A 16,524-nucleotide genomic window follows, 5' to 3' on the forward strand; every position below is an offset into this window, starting at 1 on the left:
AGCCGAGATGCCGGGAGCCGAGATGTCGAGAGTCGGGGAGGTGGCGCGATTCGGCCGCCTCGTGCGAACCGCGGGCGTCGCGTCGGCGGTGATCCTGTTCCTGGGCGGATGCGCCGAGTCCGTGACGGGCACCGCCGTGCCGCAGGGCTTCGGCGCCGGGGACTCGTCGAACTACGCGTCCCTGCTCACCGAGTGCGACGTCGTCGCGCCGGACCGGATCGCCGAGATCGTCGGTGGGGAGGCGATCGAGCGCGGCTTCCTGGGCGCGATCTGCCGCTGGACCGTGAACGGGGCCACCGGCCCGGCGCGGGTGACGTTCAACTGGTTCGAGACGGGAACGCTCGCGGTCGAGAAGCGGACGTCCGAACAGCTCGGCTACGAGGTCGAGGACGTCACCGTCGGCGGCCGGCGCGCAGTGCTCGCGCGGACTCCTGCCGACCCCGGCAGTTGCGGCATCACGGCCGGCTTCCCGGCCGGTGGTGTGGTCGGATGGTGGGTCCAGTACCCGGGCGGGGACGGGGCCGATCCGTGTGAGGCCGCATCGACGCTGGTCGAGTCCACGCTGGACCTCGCGGCATAGCATGTCCGACCCACTTTGACCTCCAACAGCGCCGCCGGGTATCGTTGGGGGTCGTGTCCGACCGCTGGGGTCGCTCCACAGGGCTCCTCTCCGGCGTGATCGGGCCGATCTGTGTGCCTATGCGGGGCATTGCCGTGCACGTGATTCTGCGGTTTCTGCAGGTGCGAGCATCCGGCTGCCTGTGTGGGGGTACGCGACACGCCCGACCTCGTGTGCACGAGGATGGGTGCGGGGCAGTTGCTTCCTTGCCCCAACCGATGGATCCCTGATTTCAGAACAGCCAGGGTTGCTCGACTGAGCAGTCTGGAACCGAAGAAAGAAAGCCGGTACATGCCAACCATCAACCAGCTGGTCCGCAAGGGCCGCCGCGACAAGGCCGCCAAGGTCAAGACCGCGGCCCTGAAGGGCAGCCCGCAGCGCCGTGGCGTGTGCACTCGCGTGTACACCACCACCCCGAAGAAGCCGAACTCCGCGCTGCGAAAGGTCGCCCGTGTGCGCCTGACCAGCTCCGTCGAGGTCACCGCTTACATCCCGGGTGAGGGCCACAACCTGCAGGAGCACTCGATGGTGCTCGTCCGCGGCGGTCGTGTGAAGGACCTCCCGGGTGTGCGCTACAAGATCATCCGCGGCTCGCTCGACACCCAGGGTGTCAAGAACCGCAAGCAGGCGCGTAGCCGCTACGGCGCGAAGAAGGAGAAGGGCTGATGCCTCGTAAGGGTCCCGCTCCCAAGCGGCCGCTCGTCGCGGATCCGGTCTACGGTTCGCCGCTGGTCACCCAGCTCGTCAACAAGATCCTGCTGGACGGTAAGAAGTCCACCGCCGAGCGCATCGTCTACGGTGCCCTCGAGCAGGCTCGCGAGAAGACCGGCACCGATCCGGTCGTCACCCTCAAGCGCGCGCTCGACAACGTCAAGCCCGCCCTCGAGGTCCGCAGCCGTCGTGTCGGTGGCGCCACCTACCAGGTGCCGGTCGAGGTTCGTCCGGGCCGTTCCACCACGCTGGCGCTGCGCTGGCTGGTGACCTTCTCGCGCGCCCGTCGTGAGAAGACCATGGTCGAGCGTCTCGCCAACGAGCTTCTGGATGCGAGCAACGGCCTGGGCGCTTCCGTGAAGCGTCGCGAGGACACCCACAAGATGGCTGAAGCCAACAAGGCGTTCGCGCACTACCGCTGGTGATACCACGCCAGGCCGAGGGAGCCTTACGGGCACGAAAACCCTCGGCCTGGCGTTGTCACTACTGTGTCGGTTCCGTCACCGGGCCGGCTGACAAGAAAAAGAGACGTGGCCCCAGAAGGGCCGACACGATCAACGAGCGGGGAAGAATCCTGTGGCACAGGAAGTGCTGACCGACCTGAACAAGGTCCGCAACATCGGCATCATGGCGCACATCGATGCCGGCAAGACCACCACCACCGAGCGCATCCTCTTCTACACCGGTGTGAACTACAAGATCGGTGAGACCCACGACGGTGCGTCGACCACCGACTGGATGGAGCAGGAGAAGGAGCGTGGTATCACCATCACCTCCGCTGCTGTGACCTGTTTCTGGAACAAGAACCAGATCAACATCATCGACACCCCCGGCCACGTCGACTTCACGGTGGAGGTCGAGCGCTCCCTCCGTGTCCTCGACGGCGCCGTTGCCGTCTTCGACGGCAAGGAGGGCGTCGAGCCCCAGTCCGAGCAGGTCTGGCGCCAGGCTGCCAAGTACGACGTTCCGCGCATCTGCTTCGTCAACAAGATGGACAAGATGGGCGCGGACTTCTACTTCACCGTGCAGACCATCATCGACCGCCTCGGCGCGAAGCCGCTGGTTCTCCAGCTGCCGATCGGCGCAGAGGACGACTTCGACGGCGTCGTCGACCTCGTCGAGATGAAGGCCATCACGTGGCGCGGCGTCGTCCCGACCGGTGCCGAGCCCACCATCGAGGAGATCCCCGCGGATCTGGCCGACAAGGCTGCCGAGTACCGCGAGAAGCTGCTCGAGACCGTTGCCGAGTCCGACGAAGCTCTCATGGAGAAGTACTTCGGTGGCGAGGAGCTCACGGTCGAGGAGATCAAGGGCGCCATCCGCAAGATGACGGTCGCCTCCGAGCTGTACCCGGTGCTGTGTGGCTCCGCGTTCAAGAACAAGGGCGTTCAGCCCATGCTCGACGCGGTCATCGACTACCTCCCGAACCCGCTGGACATCGGCGAGGTCCACGGCCACGCCGTGAACAACGAGGAAGAGGAGCTGACCCGCAAGCCCAGCAAGGAGGAGCCGTTCTCGGCTCTGGCCTTCAAGATTGCGGCGCACCCCTTCTTCGGCAAGCTCACCTTCGTGCGCGTCTACTCGGGTCGTATCGAGCCGGGTGCCCAGGTCCTCAACGCGACCAAGGGCAAGAAGGAGCGCATCGGCAAGCTCTTCCAGATGCACGCCAACAAGGAGAACCCGGTCGACGAGGCCGTCGCGGGCCACATCTACGCGATGATCGGCCTGAAGGACACCACGACCGGTGACACCCTGTGCGACCAGGCGAACCCGATCGTCCTCGAGTCGATGACGTTCCCGGATCCGGTCATCCAGGTCTCGATCGAGCCCAAGACCAAGTCCGACCAGGAGAAGCTGGGCACCGCGATCCAGAAGCTCGCGGAAGAGGACCCGACCTTCTCGGTCGAGCTGGACGAGGAGACCGGCCAGACCGTCATCGGCGGCATGGGCGAGCTGCACCTCGACATCCTCGTCGACCGTATGCGTCGTGAGTTCAAGGTCGAGGCCAACGTCGGCAAGCCGCAGGTCGCGTACCGCGAGACGATCACGCGTCCGGTCGAGAAGCACGAGTTCACCCACAAGAAGCAGACGGGTGGTTCGGGCCAGTTCGCAAAGGTCATCATCGCCCTCGAGCCCTTCGTCGGCGAGGACGGCGCGAGCTACGAGTTCGAGAACAAGGTCTCCGGTGGCCGCGTTCCGCGCGAGTACATCCCTTCGGTCGACGCCGGTGCGCAGGACGCGATGCAGTACGGTGTTCTCGCCGGCTACCCGCTCGTGAACCTGAAGCTGACCCTGCTCGACGGCGCGTACCACGACGTCGACTCCTCGGAAATGGCCTTCAAGGTCGCCGGTTCGCAGGCGCTGAAGGAAGCTGCCCGCAAGGCCGGCCCGGTCATTCTCGAGCCCCTCATGGCTGTCGAGGTCACCACGCCCGAGGACTACATGGGTGAAGTGATCGGCGACCTCAACTCCCGCCGTGGCCAGATCCAGGCCATGGAGGAACGCAGTGGTGCCCGTGTCGTGAAGGCGCTGGTTCCGCTCTCGGAGATGTTCGGTTACATCGGTGACCTGCGGTCGAAGACCCAGGGTCGCGCGAACTTCTCCATGGTGTTCGATTCCTACGCAGAGGTTCCCGCGAACGTCTCGAAGGAAATCATCGCCAAGGCGACCGGCGAGTAACCTCGGTTTCGTCGGCCGAAGCACGACCAAAGTAATAACCAACCGCACTGCTGCATACCGCAAGCACAATCAGTCCAGGAGGACATCCAGTGGCGAAGGCGAAGTTCGAGCGGACCAAGCCGCACGTGAACATCGGCACCATCGGTCACGTCGACCACGGCAAGACCACGACGACCGCGGCCATCACCAAGGTGCTCGCTGACAAGTACCCGGACCTCAACGAGAGCTTCGCGTTCGACCAGATCGACAAGGCTCCCGAGGAGAAGGCTCGCGGCATCACGATCAACATCTCGCATGTTGAGTACCAGACGGAGAAGCGTCACTACGCTCACGTCGATGCCCCGGGTCACGCCGACTACATCAAGAACATGATCACCGGCGCTGCTCAGATGGACGGCGCGATCCTGGTCGTGGCCGCCACCGACGGCCCGATGCCCCAGACGCGTGAGCACGTGCTGCTCGCCCGCCAGGTCGGCGTGCCCTACATCCTCGTCGCCCTGAACAAGGCCGACATGGTCGACGACGAGGAAATCCTCGAGCTCGTCGAGATGGAGGTCCGCGAGCTGCTGGCCGGCCAGGAGTTCGACGAAGAGGCTCCGGTCATCCCGATCTCGGCTCTGAAGGCTCTCGAGGGCGACGCCAAGTGGGTCAAGTCCATCGAGGATCTGATGGCTGCGGTCGACGAGTCCATCCCGGACCCGGTTCGTGAGACCGACAAGCCGTTCCTGATGCCCGTCGAGGACGTCTTCACGATCACCGGTCGTGGCACCGTCGTCACCGGCCGCATCGAGCGTGGCGTGATCAACGTCAACGAAGAGGTCGAGATCGTCGGCATCCGCCCCGAGTCGACCAAGACCACGGTCACCGGCATCGAGATGTTCCGCAAGCTGCTCGACCAGGGCCAGGCGGGCGACAACGTCGGTCTGCTGGTTCGTGGCATCAAGCGCGAGGATGTCGAGCGCGGCCAGGTCGTCGTCAAGCCGGGCACCACGACTCCCCACACGGAGTTCGAGGGCCAGGCGTACATCCTGTCGAAGGACGAGGGGGGCCGCCACACCCCGTTCTTCAACAACTACCGTCCGCAGTTCTACTTCCGTACGACTGACGTGACGGGCGTTGTGACCCTCCCCGAGGGCACCGAGATGGTCATGCCCGGTGACAACACCGAGATGTCCGTCGTGCTGATCCAGCCGGTCGCCATGGACGAGGGCCTGCGCTTCGCGATCCGTGAGGGTGGCCGCACCGTCGGCGCCGGTCGCGTCACGAAGATCATCAAGTGAGCTAGTTCTCACTGACGCCTGGGGCGCTCACTCCTTCGGGAGTGGGCGCCCTTCGGCGTTTTCGGTGCCGGTGCGGGCCCGGCTTCGCGGGGACGCCGTCCCGTCAGGCGAATGCGCGTTTCGTGAACGAGAGCAACTCGCGCAGAGCAGGCGAGATCTCCGGCCTCCAGACGAGGGCAAGCACCGCCTCGACGTCGACGTCGGCGATCACCCGCGACGCCAGATCGGGGTACGACGTGGCCATCGACTCGCTGAGGATCGCCACGCCCAGCCCGCGCGTCGCGAGGTCTGCGACGGCATCGGGGGCGCTGGCCTGCAGGGCGATGGAGGCCCGGCAGTTCAGATCCGCACACCCCCGGTCCAGGACCGTGCGAATGCCGGTGCCGGGCGGCAACGTCACGAGTGGATGCGCGCACACGTCGGCGAGCGTCACCGACGACAGCTGGACCAGCGGATGGTTGCCCGGGACCGCCGCGACGAGTCTCTCGCGCACGACGGTGAACGAGTGCAGCCCGGCGGGCTCCGCGCCCGCGACCCCGACGAGCGCCAGGTCGACGGCGCCGGCGCGGACGTCGTCCACGAGCCGATCGGAGTTGTCCTCCCTCAGGCTCACGTCGATCCCCGGATGCGCCCGATGGAACGAGGACAGGGCGTCGAACAGCGGCGTCACCGTGCAGGCGGTGACCATGCCGACCTCCAGACGGCCCCGCACAAGTTGGTTGACGTCGTCGACGGCGTCACGGACCGCGCGGGCGGCGGCCAGTGCGGCGCGGGCGTGTGCGAGGGCGGCCTCTCCGGCCACGGTGAGCGCCGCGACGCGCGTCGAGCGGTCGAACAGCGGGGCGCCCAGATCGTTCTCGAGCTGTCGGATCTGTGCGCTGATACCCGATTGGCTGACGTGTACGCGCGCGGCGGCGCGGGTGAAATTGGCTTCCTCGGCGACCGCGACGAAGTACTCCAGCTGACGCAACTCCATAACTGTGGATTCTAGATGTCAGCAGAACTATCTGTTGGCGTTCTGGTCTGAAGTGATCGAGGCTGGTACGGACGGATTCGGTAGCTACGAGAGGACAGATCGATGACGAAAGCGGATGTCGAGAAGGCGATGACCCCCGAGGACCTCACGAGGTTGTTCGTGGAGCGGTCGAACGCCGGGGACGCGGACGGCGTCGCCGCCCTCTACGAGGAGGACGCTGTGATGGCATATCCGCCGGGTTCCGTCACGGTGGGTCGCGCGGCGATCCGGGACCTGTGGGCTCAGGTGCTCGCGCACGCGCCGCGCTTCGAGCCGGAGCCGCCGCTGCCGACGCTCGTCAGCGGTGATCTCGCGTTGACGTCCACGCCGCCCCGAGACGGTGCCGGGGCCCGCGCGCAGGTCGTGCGGCGTCAACCGGACGGCAGCTGGCTGCGGGTGCTCGATCAGCCGGAGTTCGTCCGGCCGGCTCAGTAGCCGGCGACGCGCAGCCCGTGCGCGGCCGCGTAGCTCACGGCCTGGTTCATCTCGATGCGGGCACCACCGAGCTTCGCCGACGTCCACAGCGAGGGATCGACGCGGGCGCCCTCGAGATCGGCGTCGTCGAGACGGAGGTCGCCCGTGCGGGCGCCGGTGAGGTCGGCCCCGCGCAGGATCGCCTTGCGCAGGTCCGCTTTGACGAGATTCGCCTCCCGCAGTCTGCAGCCCGACAGGTCGACGCCGCGCAGGTCGATCTCGCCGAGGGAGGCGAGCGTGAAGTCGACTTCCTCGAGGGTGAGCGGACGGATGCGGGAGTCCCGGATGACCGATCCGAGGAAACTCGAGTGGCGGAATGAGCTGTCCCACATGCGGGTGTACTCGAAGTGGCAGTTCCGGAACGCGGAGCCGCTGTGTTGTGAACCGGTGAGGTCGGCACCCGTGAAATCGCAGTCGGTGAACGTCACCGATTCGGTGACGAGGCCCGAGAGGTCGGTGTCGCGGAACAGACAGCCCACGTAGGAGCGGTGCTGCCAGTTCTCGCCGGAGAAGTCGGCGTCCGAGAAGTCGTCCCGCTCGAAGGAGGCATCGTCGGTCGAGAGTTCGGAGTCCGTGTCACGCATGGGGTCAGTCTCCTTCACCCTCGGACTCGGGCTGCGGCCGCGGGGCGGGCACCGGGGGTTGGTCGGTGCGATCGAGGTGGAGCAGCACCCGGACCGCCACGTCCGCGATCGCCGAGCCGCCCAGGGCGGCTGTCGTGGTCGCGGCGACGCGGTCCGCGGCGTCGGTCAGGGCCGCGATGTCGGTGCGCGGGTCGGCCTCGACAGTGACCTGGATCGTGGCGAGCCCGCGGTCGGAAAGCGCGCGTCCGCGGGCCCGGCGCACCCCCGGCAGCCTGGCCAGTTCGGCCGCGACGCCGGTCGCGATCGGGCCCAGATCGATGGACACGGGGGTGTCGGTGACGCTCTCGAGCATGCCGGTGGGCGCGGCCCTGCGGCGACTCAGGTCGACGGCCAGGACGACTATCCCGAGCACGAGGCAGACGCCGATCGTCGCGCCGAGCGCCCAGTGCCACCACGGTTCGTCGGGGACGGCGACGACGCGGTCGCGGTCGAGCCGGCCGACCGCGTCGCGCACGGCCGCGACATCGCGGTCCCACGCGAGCGCCGCCGCACCGAGGCCGGCCAGGACGAGACCGATCAGCAGGACGAGGAGGCGGTTGAGTGCCGCCGGCCCGCGCTTCATGCCCGCCGCCGGTCGCGCGTGCGGATCTTCACCCGGAGTTTCAGCGGGCGATCGAGAACGTCGAGGCTCGCGCGCACGGAGTCGGCGACGGCCTGTTCGAGCGCCTGCACGGCCTCCCCGGCGACGGTCTCGTCCGGCCGCACGTGGACGGTGGACCGTCGGCGATCGACCGTCGTGTGCGCGACGGCCACGCCGGGCACCGTGCTGGCCCGCGCGCTGCACATGCGCGCGACGTCGACCGGCCGCATCCACGTGGTCGGAGCGCCGGTGGCCGTGCGGAGCGCGACGTGGGTGCGGGTCCGCGGAGCGAGCGCGAGCAGGACGCACAGGATCCCGACGGCAAGTGCGGCGATGGCGGCCGGGACGAGCCACTGCTGCCAGTGCAGGCGTCCGATCCACTCGAAGGTGTTCCGCAGCCAGGGCGCGCCGCCGATCACGCCACGGGCGATCAGCAGTTCTCGTGCGGCGACGGCGGCGAGCGCGAGGAGTCCGATCGCCGTCACCACGGCAGCAGGCACGGCCGCGGGCGCGGCGGTCGGCGGCCGCGGCGGGGTCACGATGTCGGCGGGCACGGGCGTCGGGCACGCGCCGCCGTCGGACTCGTCGGCGGGAAGGGCCTCGGTGCCCGCGACGAGGACCTCGAGGCGCTGCAGTGGACGGCCGGTCAGGTCCTCGATCTGCTTGCCGACCTCCCGGTGGACCCGGCGGGTGAGTTCGGCGACGTCGCAGGGCCACTGGACTCCGAGATACAGGTTCAGCGCCACGGACGCGTCGCCGGCGGAGACGTCGGCACGTGGGAGATCGCGTCCGGTGAAGCGGGTCAGCCCGCCGCCCTGAGCGACGACGCCGGGTACCCCGAGCGCCGCGGTGGTCGCGATCTTCTCGTAGGCCCGGTCCTTGATGACGAGGCCTCCGCGGGTGCCGGGATCGTCTTCCGGGGTCTCAGCCACGGCCGCGGGACCGCAGTAGGGCGCCGAGGTCGAGGTGGCCGTCACGGTGCGCGCCGATCGCCATGCCCACGGCACCGAGCAGCACCGCGAACACGAATCCGCTGAAACCGCCGAGGATTCCGGCGAGGGCGAGGAGCAGGCCTGCGATCAGTCCCATACCCGTACTGCTCATGTCCGTGGTCCTGTCTCGTCGTGGGGAAGTTCGTCCGTCAGGTCCTCGATGGTCACGTCGACGGGCACGCCGACGACCGCTCGGACGGCGTCGCGAACCCGATCGGCGGTCGCGATCAGGTCTGCCGGATAGCGCAGGATCACGTGGACCGCGCACGCGTCCGCTCCGATGCTGATCCCGGTGATCCGCCGCCCCGGCAGATAGGTCGCGACCGTCCCGAACTCGCCACCGTGCAGGCCCGAGACGCCGGGTACCGCGAGCGCGGCCGCGGCGGCGAGGTCTGCGATGTCGGGTGCTCGGACGTCGGCCTCGGTCACTGGACCCTCGGCTTGGCGTCCACCTCGGAGCCGGGATCGTTCTCGTCGAACAGGACCACGTCGAAGACGGTGATGTTCACCTCGGTGACCTCGAGCCCGGTCATGTTCTCGACGGCGGCGATCACGTTGCGGCGGATCCCGGCCGCGAGTTCGTGCAGCGCGACGCCGTATTCGGCGACGATGCCGATGTCGATCGCGGCCTGCTTCTCGCCGACCTCGACGGCGACGCCCTGGCCGTGGTTGACGCGCGCACCGGGGATGCGGTCGCGCAGTGCCCCGACGACGCGCGCGGTGCCACCGCCGACGTCGTAGACACCGTCGATCTCGCGAGTCGCGATGCCGGCGATCTTCGCGACGACGGCGTCCGCGATGATCGTCCGCCCCTGCGAGCTGACGAGGTCGGACGAGGGGCCGCTCCCGAACTGCACCGGAGCGCGGCCCGCGCTCGAACTGAACGAACCCGGATCAGTGGTCATCGTCGCTCCTCTTCCGGCGCCCTCCCGATGCGGTGCCGGTCGAAATCAACTGTAGTGACCGGGGTGGGGTGGCGCCGGAGATGGCGGCGCCGGGCGACGGGGTGTCGCGCATCACGGCGATTTGGTAGAACATGTTCCAGTTGTGTTCGAGTGGTCGGAGTGGTCCGAGGGGATGGCAGGGATGAGCAGCACCGAGAAGGTCGACGGTCCGGTCGTGATCGTCGGGGCCGGCCTGGCGGCCGTCCGCGCGGCGGAGGAACTGCGCCAGTCCGGGTACGACGGCGAACTGGTCATTGTCGGCGACGAGGCGCACCTGCCGTACGACCGGCCGCCGCTGTCGAAGGAGGTCGTCCGGGGCGAGAACGACGACACCACCCTGCGACCGCGCGAGTTCTACGACGAGCACCGGATCGCGCTGCGCCTCGGCTCCGCCGCGACCGGACTGGACCGGGCGGCACGACGGCTGCTGTTGGCCGACGGCAGCGAGGTCGAGTACGGCGAACTGATCGTCGCGACCGGCCTGACCCCGCGCCGCATCCCCGGCCTGCCCGACCTCGCGGGCGTGCACGTCCTGCGCTCGATCGACGAAAGTCGGGCGCTGCGAGCCGATCTCGGCGAGGGCAAGCGTGCGCTGGTCGTCGGTGCCGGGTTCATCGGATGCGAGCTGGCGGCGAGCATGCGGGCGCTCGGCATGGAGGTCGTCCTGGTCGAGCCGCAGCCGGCGCCGCTCGCGTCGGTGCTCGGTGCGCAGGTCGGCGCGCTCGTGGGACGACTGCACGTCGAGGCTGGCGTCGACGTCCGAGCCGGTGTCGGGCTGGCCGAACTCACCGGCGAGGGACGCGTCGTCGGTGCCGTCCTGACGGACGGCACCGAACTCGAGGTGGACGTCGTCGCGATCGGTATCGGTTCGACGCCGGTCACCGGGTGGCTCGAGGATTCCGGTATCGAACTGGACAACGGTGTGGTGTGCGACGCGGTCGGCCGAACCGGTGACCCGCACGTGTGGGCGATCGGCGACGTCGCGGCGTGGACCCTGGGAACGGGTGAGTGCAAGCGCGTCGAGCACTGGAGCAATGCCGGTGACCAGGCGAAGATCCTCGCCGGTGCGCTCACCGGCACTGGCGATCCGAACGCGCCGACGCAGGTTCCGTACTTCTGGAGCGACCAGTACGGCCTCAAGATCCAGGCGCTGGGCGCGGTGTCGGCCACCGACGAGGTCCACGTCGTCAAGGACGACGGCCGCAAGTTCGTCGTGTACTACTCGCGGGACGGCGTCCTCACCGCCGTCGTGGGTGCGGGATCGGCCGGCGCGGTGATGAAGATGCGCGCCAAGATCGCGGCCGGGGCGCCGATCGGGGAACTGCTCGAGTCCGCCCCTGCCTGAGCGGGCTAGATTTGTCGGGTGATCGTTGCGCTCATCGACTCGGGTCTGGGACTGCTGCCGACGTCTGCGTGGCTGCGTCGATTGCGGCCCGATCTCGACCTGATGCTGTCGCTCGATCCCGAGGGCGCGCCGTGGGGTCCGCGCGACGAACGCTGGGTGATCGACCGGGTGGTCGGGACCGCGCGTCGTGCGGTGGACCGCGGGGCCGAGGTCGTCGTGCTGCCGTGCAACACCGCGAGCGTCACGGCGCTCGAGCACGTACGCGCGGACCTGGGGGACTCGATTCCCGTGATCGGCACGGTGCCCGCGATCAAGCCCGCCGCGGCGGTGTGCGACTCGGTGGCGATCTGGGCAACGGCGGCCACGACCGCGAGTGACTACCAGGCCAATCTCGTGAAGGAATTCGCGAACGGCAGTTCGGTGGTGGGGGTGGCGTGCCACGGGCTCGCCGACGCGATCGACCTCGGGGACGTCGAGGCCGCGCGGGCTGCCATCGCCGCGGCCGCCGCCCGCACCCCGGACGACGTCACCGGTGTCGTGCTGGGCTGCACGCACTACCCGCTCGTCGCCGACGAGATCGCGGCGCACCTGCCGGACGGGGTGGCGCTGTTCGACAGCGCCGAGGCCGTGGCGGCCCAGACCCTGCGCCGGATCGACGCCCTCGGGCGGGACACCACCGGCCAGGGCACCGTGGAGGTCCTACTCAGTGGGACTCGCGGCGAGCTGCCGATCAGTGCCGCGAACTTCGACGCCGGACGCCTCCTGCTCGCGGCGCCGTCGCGCTGACGGTCCGGCGCGGATCGTCGGCGTCAGCCCAGGCGCGCCATGCCCGCGGCCACGACCTGCGCGACGGGGTCGAGTTCCTCACGGTGCTGCCGGGGGATGTCGTCGAGATCGCGCAGCCGGTCGTTGCCGGCCGCGGAGAACATCGCGGCCACCCACGCATTCGCGCACGCCCGCAGAGTTCCCGGCCGGACCGGGACCGCGGCGCTGGCCTCGAGGATCCGCACCGTGGCGTCGTGCAGGTACGACCGGAAGCGGCGCAGGTAGTCGCGGACGTCGGGGTGCGATTCGGCCTCGCGCCAGATGATCACCCGCATCACCGACGAGTGGTGGTCGCGCAGGTTGAGCGCGTTGTCGAGGTTCACCAGGCTCGTGGCGGGATCGCCGGGAGCGACCAGCGGCGCGAGGTCGTCGAGCGGTTCGGCCGGGAGTCGTTCGGCGAGCAGCGCGGTCAGGATGTCCGCCTTGGTGGGGAAGTAGTAGAAGATCAGGCCTTTGGGCACCCCCGCCGCCCCCGCGACCGCGGCCGTGGACGTTGCGTCGAAGCCGTGGGCGGCGAACAGCGTCTCGGCGGCGTCGAGGATCTTCTCGCGGGCGTCGCCGTCGGTCTTCACGCTCCGTCGCCGACGCGGACGCGGCGGCATGGGGGGTGCCTTCCGGTCGGAGTGGATCAGTGTGCGGCCACCCCTCCGTGTCCGTGCATTCGCGAACTCATCGCCGGCATTCCGACGACGGACACCACGACCGCGAGTGCCCCGACCACCCACGCGGTCCAGGCTGCCCCGGTCATGGTGTGGAAGTTCATCACCCACGGGGAGATGAACAGCAGCACGCCGAGCACGCCCATCGCGTAGTCCGCCGCGACCATCTCCGGTCGAGCCATGTGGAGCAGTCCGGCGACCGCGATCAGCACGCCGAGCACGATCAGCGACCACACCGCCGCGTTGTTGGTGTCGAGCCACAGTGGGGAGAGGGCTGCGTAGGCGCCGATGATGACGGCCGCGTAGTCCTGCCAACGAGTTGATGCCTTCATGACCAGCCTCCTAGGGAAAGGATCGTGTCCTCCACCCTCAGTGTCACGCTGACTGACCGGCCGATCAATGTTGTCCGGATTGCACTGACGTCACGGGTTCGTGCAGTTCCGGCCACGACGGGTACGGATGCGGGAAGGGCCCGACCCACCGGACGGTGGAGTCGGGCCCTTCCTGGGACCGGGTGCCGAGTGTCAGAACTCGATCTTGAGGTGATCGGTCACCGGCTTGGCCTGGCAGCCCAGGATGTAGCCGTTGGCGATGTCCTCCTCGTCGAGGACGCCGGCGTGCTCCATGGAGACCTCGCCCTCGAGGACGGTGCAGGCGCAGGAGCCGCACTCGCCCTCCTGGCAGGAGTAGGGCACGTCCAGGCCCTTCGACAGCATCACGTCGACGAGCGTCTGCTTCCGCGGCCAGCTGAGGTTGTGCTTCTCGCCGTCCAGCTCGATCTCGACGGTGGCGGCGTCGGCAGCCTCCTCGGCGGTGACCTCTTCGAGCTCGACGTCCGCGAACGGGTCGCCGCTCAGCGAGTTGAAGACCTCCGCATGGACCTGCGAGCGCGGCATCCCGGCCTGGGCCAGGGCCTCGTGGATGGTGTCCATGAACGGGCCGGGGCCACACATGAAGGCCTCGTACGAGGTGTACGGAGACACCAGCGTCGCGAGCTGGGTCACGCTGGGCAGTCCCTGCACCGTCTCGATCCAGTGGATGATCGTCAGGCGGTCGGGGTACTTGGCGGCGAGCTCACGCAGCTCGGCGGCGAAGATCACCGACTCGACGTCGCGGTTGCCGTACAGGAGGACGACCTTGCCGCCGCCCTGGGTCAGCGCCGACTTCAGGATCGACATGACGGGCGTGATGCCGCTGCCGCCGCCGAAGAGCAGGAAGTCGTGGTCGAGGGACTTCGGGGTGAAGACGCCGGCCGGAGGCAGCACCTCGAGCTGGTCGCCCACCTTCAGGTTGTCGCACAGCCAGTTGGAGCCGTAGCCGTCGGCGGTGCGCTTGACGGTGACCTTGGGGGCGTCGTCGGTGAACGGCGAGCTGGCCAGGGAGTAGCAGCGCGCGACCGAGCCGGTCTGATCGCTCGGGATGCGCAGCGTCAGGAACTGGCCGGGCTTGTACTGGAACTTGCTCTTCATGTCCGCGGGGACGTCGAAGACCAGCGACCGCGAGTCGGGGGTTTCCTCGATCACCCCGGACACGGTGAGCACCGCGGATCGAGAGCTGTGCGGCACGTCGATAGTGGTCATGCGAACTCTGGTCCTCTCGTGGATCAGTGTAGAACGTTTAGAACGTGTTCTAGTTTCAGCGTAGCAGCGTAGCGACGCTACCGGGGCGATGGTAATTCGCCTCTTCCGGCTCCCGCTGATCGGGAGCATTCTCGAGCGCGCGCACGAATCCTCGAGGCGTCAGGCCTCGAGGACGAGCCAGCCGCCGTGGTGGTCGAAGACGTCGAACGGTCGCCCCGTCGATGCGCCGAGCTCCCGCAGTGCGTCGGCATCGAAGGTGCGGACGTGTCCGTGGCACGCCGTGGCCTCGTCCTCGTACGGCACGGCGACGACGACGCGCTCGCGCGCGATGCGCAGGGCTTCGGCGACGACGTCGGCGCCGGTGCGGGCGTCGACGTGCTCGAGGAGGTGGACCGCGGTCACGGTGTCGGCGCTGTCGTCGGGCACCGGGACGTTCGCGGCATCGCAGACGAGCGTGCTGATCGGGATGCCGAGGCGGGGTGCGACGGCGTCGAGCAGGGTCATCGTGCCCGGCAGGATGTCGGTCGCGGTGACGGGGACGCCGGCGCGGGCCAGGCGCAGGGGCAGGAAGCCGAAGCACGAGCCGAGGTCGAGCACCGAGCCGCGGACCAGTGCGGCGGCCTTGTCGTGGATCGGCGCGAAGTCCGCGGTGCCGTCCAGTAGTTCCTCGAGCGAATTGCGGTAGTAGACGGTCCACGACTCGAGCGCGCCCGGCACCGTGGAGCGGACCAGTCCGACCATCGTGAGTTCGAACTCCGTCTGTCCGAAGTCGGCGTCGCCGATCGACGCGGTCACCTCGGCGACCAGCCGCTCGCTCAGCGCTTCGGGGCCGAGTGCGTGCCGGACGTGCAAGCGGTCCCCGCTGCGGGTCAGGGTGATCGGACCACTCGGGACGCGTTCGACGGTGACGTGGTCGTGCGACCACAGTCCCGGGGCGCAGGGTGCGAGCGAGTCGAGCGTCATGGGGCGGTTCCGTTCAGTAGCGGCTCGTGCAGTTCGGATAGTCCGGTGTAGAGCATCCGACTGCCCTTCGTGAGCAGGTCGATCAGGTCGGCCGAGTCGTCGGCCAGCCACGTCTCGTAGGCGCCCATCGCGACGCCGAGCATCAGGTAGCCGACGGTTCTGGGCAGCTGATCGGTGGCCTGGAGGTGGAGCCGACCGGCCACGTACTCGGCGATCACCTTGCGCCATCCCTCGTACATCACGACGGAGTACGCCTGCAGTGCGGGGACCACGAAGATCAGTTCCATGCGCCGGCGGTGGCCGTCGGTGACCTCGGGCGGGAAGGTGTTGAACTCGAGAACCGCCGCGACGAGGTTGTCCAGGATCGGCTCGTCGTCGGGCATCTCCGCGAGCAGGGTGCGCATCTCGGCCAGATGCGCGTCGAAGTCTCCCCACGGCACCGCGTTCTTCGACGGGAAGTAGCGGAAGAACGTGCGACGCGCGATCCCCGCTGCCTCCGCGATGTCGTCGACGCTGGTGTCGTCGAACCCGCGAGTGGCGAACAGGTCGATGCCCACCGCCGCGATGCGGTCGCGTGTGGTGGTCGGCCTCCGGCCGATTCGCGACGACGGGTTTCTACGACTGCGCACTCCTGTGACCTCCTTCACTAGTCATTGTGCACCCGATGCCATTACAGTGGTGAGTCGAGTCACAGTGAAGAAGTCACTATGACCGCAGATCCCGCTGCTGGGGTCCGATTTGGAGGAGGAATCGATGTCCGATCGCGACAGTGTCATTTCTGCCAACGAGAGCTCGCTCGTCGAGGAGTCCCTCGTGGAAGAGGTTTCCATCGACGGCATGTGCGGCGTGTACTGATCGTGTCCGAACAGGCCCTCGGCTCCGGCTCGTCGGCCGGCACGATCGATCTCGACGCGGCATGGAAGCTCCATCCGCAGGTGGCGCTGCGCCCCGAACCTTTCGGGGCGCTGCTCTACCACTTCGGGACGCGCAAGCTCTCGTTCCTGAAGAACCGGACCATCGTCGAGATCGTCGAATCGCTGCCCCAGCACCCGAACGTCGGGGCAGCCCTGCGAGCGCACGGCATCGAGGAGGATGCGGCGCGGCCGTATCTGCGCGCCCTCGGCACGCTCGCCGACTCGCACATGATCGTGCCGTCCTGATCCCAGCCTCTTCTTCACGTTCTGTACCCAACCAGACTCTTCAGATTTGAGGAC

The 16,524-nt window shown here is 68.4% G+C and carries 22 protein-coding genes; 10 read left to right on the forward strand and 12 right to left on the reverse strand.

All coding sequences use genetic code 11. The features are described from left to right. Positions 1-22: 22 nt before the first annotated feature. From PSS76_RS06330 to tuf, 5 genes are all read left to right on the forward strand, one after another. Positions 23-580: a DUF3558 domain-containing protein gene (locus PSS76_RS06330; RefSeq protein WP_069856953.1), complete on the forward strand. Its 558-nt coding sequence runs from the start codon at positions 23-25 to the stop codon at positions 578-580. 330 nt (positions 581-910) lie between these two features. Further along, positions 911-1,285 carry a 30S ribosomal protein S12 gene (rpsL, locus tag PSS76_RS06335; protein ID WP_003937662.1) on the forward strand — a complete coding sequence of 125 codons (375 nt, stop codon included), beginning with the start codon at positions 911-913 and terminating at the stop codon, positions 1,283-1,285. Further along, positions 1,285-1,755, forward strand: coding sequence for a 30S ribosomal protein S7 (gene rpsG, locus PSS76_RS06340; protein ID WP_005518273.1), 471 nt, complete (start codon positions 1,285-1,287; stop codon positions 1,753-1,755). The genes rpsL and rpsG overlap by 1 nt, the downstream gene beginning before the upstream one ends. Before the next feature lie 151 nt (positions 1,756-1,906). Continuing rightward, positions 1,907-4,009 carry an elongation factor G gene (gene fusA / locus PSS76_RS06345; protein WP_005518274.1) on the forward strand — a complete coding sequence of 701 codons (2,103 nt, stop codon included), beginning with the start codon at positions 1,907-1,909 and terminating at the stop codon, positions 4,007-4,009. Positions 4,010-4,098: 89 nt separating this feature from the next. Then, positions 4,099-5,289, forward strand: coding sequence for an elongation factor Tu (gene tuf, locus PSS76_RS06350; protein WP_005518275.1), 1,191 nt, complete (start codon positions 4,099-4,101; stop codon positions 5,287-5,289). Between the two features lie 103 nt (positions 5,290-5,392). Here tuf and PSS76_RS06355 read toward each other — a convergent pair whose 3' ends face one another. Then, positions 5,393-6,265, reverse strand: coding sequence for a LysR family transcriptional regulator (locus PSS76_RS06355; RefSeq protein WP_005518276.1), 873 nt, complete (start codon positions 6,263-6,265; stop codon positions 5,393-5,395). 102 nt (positions 6,266-6,367) lie between these two features. On the opposite strand from PSS76_RS06355, the gene PSS76_RS06360 reads away from it, so the two are divergent. Then, entirely contained in the window at positions 6,368-6,739 is a 372-nt protein-coding gene (locus tag PSS76_RS06360; protein WP_013416928.1) for a YybH family protein, read from the forward strand. On the opposite strand, the gene PSS76_RS06365 is transcribed toward PSS76_RS06360, so the two are convergent. Genes PSS76_RS06365 through PSS76_RS06390 form a run of 6 tightly spaced genes read right to left on the reverse strand, consistent with a single transcriptional unit; the run spans position 6,733 to position 9,899 of the window. Then, complete coding sequence (locus PSS76_RS06365; RefSeq protein WP_069856749.1) at positions 6,733-7,362, reverse strand: pentapeptide repeat-containing protein; 630 nt, start codon at positions 7,360-7,362, stop codon at positions 6,733-6,735. The two genes, PSS76_RS06360 and PSS76_RS06365, sit on opposite strands and share 7 nt — an antisense overlap. Positions 7,363-7,366: 4 nt before the next feature. Next, a complete protein-coding gene (locus PSS76_RS06370; RefSeq protein WP_081184576.1) occupies positions 7,367-7,984 on the reverse strand; it encodes a hypothetical protein in 618 nt (205 codons plus the stop codon). Further along, entirely contained in the window at positions 7,981-8,934 is a 954-nt protein-coding gene (locus PSS76_RS06375; RefSeq protein ID WP_069856745.1) for a DUF6286 domain-containing Asp23/Gls24 family envelope stress response protein, read from the reverse strand. The genes PSS76_RS06370 and PSS76_RS06375 overlap by 4 nt, the downstream gene beginning before the upstream one ends. Beyond that, on the reverse strand, positions 8,927-9,106 hold the full coding sequence (locus PSS76_RS06380) for a hypothetical protein (protein ID WP_005518282.1): 180 nt from the start codon (positions 9,104-9,106) through the stop codon (positions 8,927-8,929). The genes PSS76_RS06375 and PSS76_RS06380 overlap by 8 nt, the downstream gene beginning before the upstream one ends. Then, positions 9,103-9,423: an Asp23/Gls24 family envelope stress response protein gene (locus PSS76_RS06385; protein ID WP_064058350.1), complete on the reverse strand. Its 321-nt coding sequence runs from the start codon at positions 9,421-9,423 to the stop codon at positions 9,103-9,105. The genes PSS76_RS06380 and PSS76_RS06385 overlap by 4 nt, the downstream gene beginning before the upstream one ends. Further along, positions 9,420-9,899 carry an Asp23/Gls24 family envelope stress response protein gene (locus tag PSS76_RS06390; RefSeq protein WP_005518285.1) on the reverse strand — a complete coding sequence of 160 codons (480 nt, stop codon included), beginning with the start codon at positions 9,897-9,899 and terminating at the stop codon, positions 9,420-9,422. The genes PSS76_RS06385 and PSS76_RS06390 overlap by 4 nt, the downstream gene beginning before the upstream one ends. Positions 9,900-10,071: 172 nt before the next feature. Here PSS76_RS06390 and PSS76_RS06395 point away from each other — a divergent pair, with 172 nt between their 5' ends. Both PSS76_RS06395 and PSS76_RS06400 read left to right on the forward strand, forming a co-directional pair. Continuing rightward, positions 10,072-11,283: an NAD(P)/FAD-dependent oxidoreductase gene (locus tag PSS76_RS06395; protein WP_013416923.1), complete on the forward strand. Its 1,212-nt coding sequence runs from the start codon at positions 10,072-10,074 to the stop codon at positions 11,281-11,283. A gap of 18 nt (positions 11,284-11,301) precedes the next feature. Further along, complete coding sequence (locus PSS76_RS06400; RefSeq protein ID WP_005518299.1) at positions 11,302-12,069, forward strand: glutamate racemase; 768 nt, start codon at positions 11,302-11,304, stop codon at positions 12,067-12,069. Positions 12,070-12,092: 23 nt separating this feature from the next. Here the strand turns inward: PSS76_RS06400 and PSS76_RS06405 are convergent, their stop codons facing one another. From PSS76_RS06405 to mftR, 5 genes are all read right to left on the reverse strand, one after another. Beyond that, positions 12,093-12,710 carry a TetR/AcrR family transcriptional regulator gene (locus PSS76_RS06405; protein ID WP_005518300.1) on the reverse strand — a complete coding sequence of 206 codons (618 nt, stop codon included), beginning with the start codon at positions 12,708-12,710 and terminating at the stop codon, positions 12,093-12,095. A gap of 26 nt (positions 12,711-12,736) precedes the next feature. Then, entirely contained in the window at positions 12,737-13,099 is a 363-nt protein-coding gene (locus PSS76_RS06410) for an SPW repeat protein (protein ID WP_013416921.1), read from the reverse strand. 192 nt (positions 13,100-13,291) lie between these two features. Further along, positions 13,292-14,347, reverse strand: coding sequence for a ferredoxin--NADP reductase (locus PSS76_RS06415; protein ID WP_013416920.1), 1,056 nt, complete (start codon positions 14,345-14,347; stop codon positions 13,292-13,294). 159 nt (positions 14,348-14,506) lie between these two features. Beyond that, positions 14,507-15,310, reverse strand: a complete 804-nt coding sequence (gene mftM, locus PSS76_RS06420; RefSeq protein ID WP_005518303.1) for a mycofactocin oligosaccharide methyltransferase MftM — start codon at positions 15,308-15,310, stop codon at positions 14,507-14,509. Then, positions 15,307-15,939 carry a mycofactocin system transcriptional regulator MftR gene (mftR, locus tag PSS76_RS06425; protein WP_005518304.1) on the reverse strand — a complete coding sequence of 211 codons (633 nt, stop codon included), beginning with the start codon at positions 15,937-15,939 and terminating at the stop codon, positions 15,307-15,309. The genes mftM and mftR overlap by 4 nt, the downstream gene beginning before the upstream one ends. A gap of 124 nt (positions 15,940-16,063) precedes the next feature. On the opposite strand from mftR, the gene mftA reads away from it, so the two are divergent. Beyond that, positions 16,064-16,165 carry a mycofactocin precursor MftA gene (gene mftA / locus PSS76_RS06430; protein ID WP_103143061.1) on the forward strand — a complete coding sequence of 34 codons (102 nt, stop codon included), beginning with the start codon at positions 16,064-16,066 and terminating at the stop codon, positions 16,163-16,165. Then, entirely contained in the window at positions 16,150-16,470 is a 321-nt protein-coding gene (mftB, locus tag PSS76_RS06435) for a mycofactocin biosynthesis chaperone MftB (protein ID WP_022597407.1), read from the forward strand. The genes mftA and mftB overlap by 16 nt, the downstream gene beginning before the upstream one ends. Positions 16,471-16,524 lie beyond the last annotated feature (54 nt).

Source organism: Prescottella sp. D32 (genome assembly GCF_037287305.1).
GTDB lineage: Bacteria > Actinomycetota > Actinomycetes > Mycobacteriales > Mycobacteriaceae > Prescottella > Prescottella equi.